The 2,464-nt window shown below is 33.4% G+C and carries 1 protein-coding gene and 1 pseudogene; one reads left to right on the top strand and one right to left on the bottom strand.

What is annotated here, in order from left to right; translation table 11 throughout:
• Positions 1-576: pseudogene (locus tag ACEW8U_RS21240) on the bottom strand (carotene biosynthesis protein); the annotation flags it as partial.
• A 539-nt stretch (positions 577-1,115) separates the two neighbouring features.
• On the opposite strand from ACEW8U_RS21240, the gene ACEW8U_RS21245 reads away from it, so the two are divergent.
• Entirely contained in the window at positions 1,116-2,459 is a 1,344-nt protein-coding gene (locus tag ACEW8U_RS21245; RefSeq protein ID WP_373524060.1) for an exopolysaccharide biosynthesis polyprenyl glycosylphosphotransferase, read from the top strand.
• Positions 2,460-2,464 lie beyond the last annotated feature (5 nt).

Below are 2,464 nucleotides of genomic sequence, written 5' to 3' on the forward strand. Positions count from 1 at the left end.
AGGATTGAAAGCATAAAGCCATAATGCATTAAAAGAAAGTCTCCATTGCTGCAAGATTTTCCAAATCAGGAATATATTCAATACATCAAACATGATTAAAATAAGCCTGATAGTGATAATATTAAAAAGAAGATTTTCTCCAGTCACCGCTGCAATCCAAAAAAAGAATTGATGCAAGGGGGGGTATACCGAAAAATAAGTCAATGAATTCATTTGGGTCAATAGCACTTCCCAATAAGCATTGAAAACAATTCCTGTCTCCTCGAATGCAGCTTGCGGTAAATACGAATAGGGATTATTACCGTTCCTTAGCAGTTGTCCATCAAATATATATCTGTAGAAGTCATCCGAGAGTTTGGGGGTAGAAACTATGAATACCAATCTCAAAATAATTGCTACTGATATCCCTGACCAAAGTCTAATTGATTTTCGTGCAAACTCAAATGTCAACAATAGATACACGGCAAAAGCAATAGTAAAACAGGTCAATTGAATAACGAAATCCTCTCGGAGTAATAGATATCCTAAAGCATTTAAGGCTAAGACATAAAGACTCCCATATACAAATGTTTTCAAAATTGGAACGATGATTGTTTAGTATGCAATAGATAAAAACTTATCAATAAAAACAATACTACTTCTCCATAGATTGGATACCAAGTTGTATAATGTTAAAAGCAAATATAATTTGTATATAAATTACTGTTTTTCAGCAGTTTAAATTTTAAATGACTAAAATTAATTTTAAGTATGAAAATTTGAATAAAAATTTATCTAAAATTAATCATTAGTTTTTCAATGCATTTTAATGCTTTTCAAATAAAACTTTATGCATTTTGTTTTTTATTTCAAATATTATATAGTATATTTGATGCTCTGAAAGTTTAATGTTAACCAGAAGGCAAAGAAAAAGTAAAGGCAAATTAACAGGAATGAAAAACATATTTTTGTATATTTGTCACCCTAACATAAGCCAAAAATAACATTCAGTGTTTAGTTTACCAGTTTCATTATTAATTGAACCTAGTGTATAAAAATTTTACCTAAAATAATTTTTAAAGGCTATGACAAATCTTCACAAAACAAATGTCCCAATATTAGTTTTTTGGGACGTGATGAATTTATCTCTTGCGTTTTTTGTGTCCTTATACTTTTATAGGATCAATGACATCTATTTTCAAAAAATGGAGGTCGTTTTCTTGTTAAGTCTCATTTCACTTTGGTTGGTTATTGGTTATTCCAATAAACTTTATGGAGAATGGGCAGGAAGCAGTTTCTACAAGTCTAGGATGACCAAATATTTCAAGACTTATTTTATTCTTGCAGGTATTATCGGGATTTTATATTTGATATTCTCTTTTCCTAAAGACGTTAGAAATCTTTTGATGGCCATTTTGGTCGGCATTCCATCTTTAGGTGTCATTACAAATTCGCTTGTCATAAGGTTTTACACTCCTATCAGAGACCGAAGGGTGAAAATGAGCACAACATTAATTGCCGGTTCAGGAGAATTGGCAAAAAAAGTAGCTTCTTCCTTGGAATCAAATTCATATGCGAAATTAGCCATTCAGGGATTTATAGATTGCAGCAATGAGGGTAAAGAGGGATTGAAAAAAGAAAGGGTGGTTACAAACCTTGAGTCTTTAAAAGATTATTTAAAAGATAATTTTGCAGATGAAATAATCATTGCCTTACCTTACAATCAATTGGACCGTATTAAATCCATTGTTGAAGTGGCAGATTTCCATGGAACAAGAATCAGGTTCATCCCCGATTATCAAGGTGTTTTTGGTGAAAATGTCAAAAGTTATCAGTTTGGGGATTTACAGGTTGTAAATGTTCGTCAGCTGCCATTAGACAATTGGTTCCCAAATTTTATCAAAAATATTTTTGATGTGCTTTTTGCATCTCTTGCATTGATCGTGCTATCCCCGTTCTTCTTCTTGATTGGTGCTTTAATTAAATTGGATACACAAGGTCCTGTTTTTTACACACCGGTACGGATTGGTAAAGGCGGTAAACCATTTAAAGTCTATAAATTCAGGAGTATGGAGAGTTGTGACAATATCATAGGGGGTACACAATCCACTGTAAAGAATGACCCAAGAATTACCAAAGTAGGAAAATTCTTAAGAAAATACAGCATAGATGAAATGCCACAATTTATCAACGTGCTGACAGGAGAAATGAGTGTGGTAGGCCCTAGACCACATAGGTTATTCTTGAATCAAGTGATGCAGGAAAGTGAAGACAAATACATGGTCAGACATTATTACAAGCCCGGCATTACTGGTTGGGCGCAGGTAAATGGCTGGAGAGGTCCCCTAGAAACCGAAAATCAAAAAAAGGAAAGGACTTCACACGACCTTTGGTACCTCAGACATTGGACATTTTGGTTGGATGTCAAGATCGTTTGGTTGACGATATTTGGAAAAAAGACACATAAGGCGGTGTTTTGAGTATT

Origin of the sequence: Aquiflexum sp., assembly GCF_041751335.1 — a bacterium.
Taxonomy (GTDB): Bacteria; Bacteroidota; Bacteroidia; order Cytophagales; family Cyclobacteriaceae; genus Aquiflexum.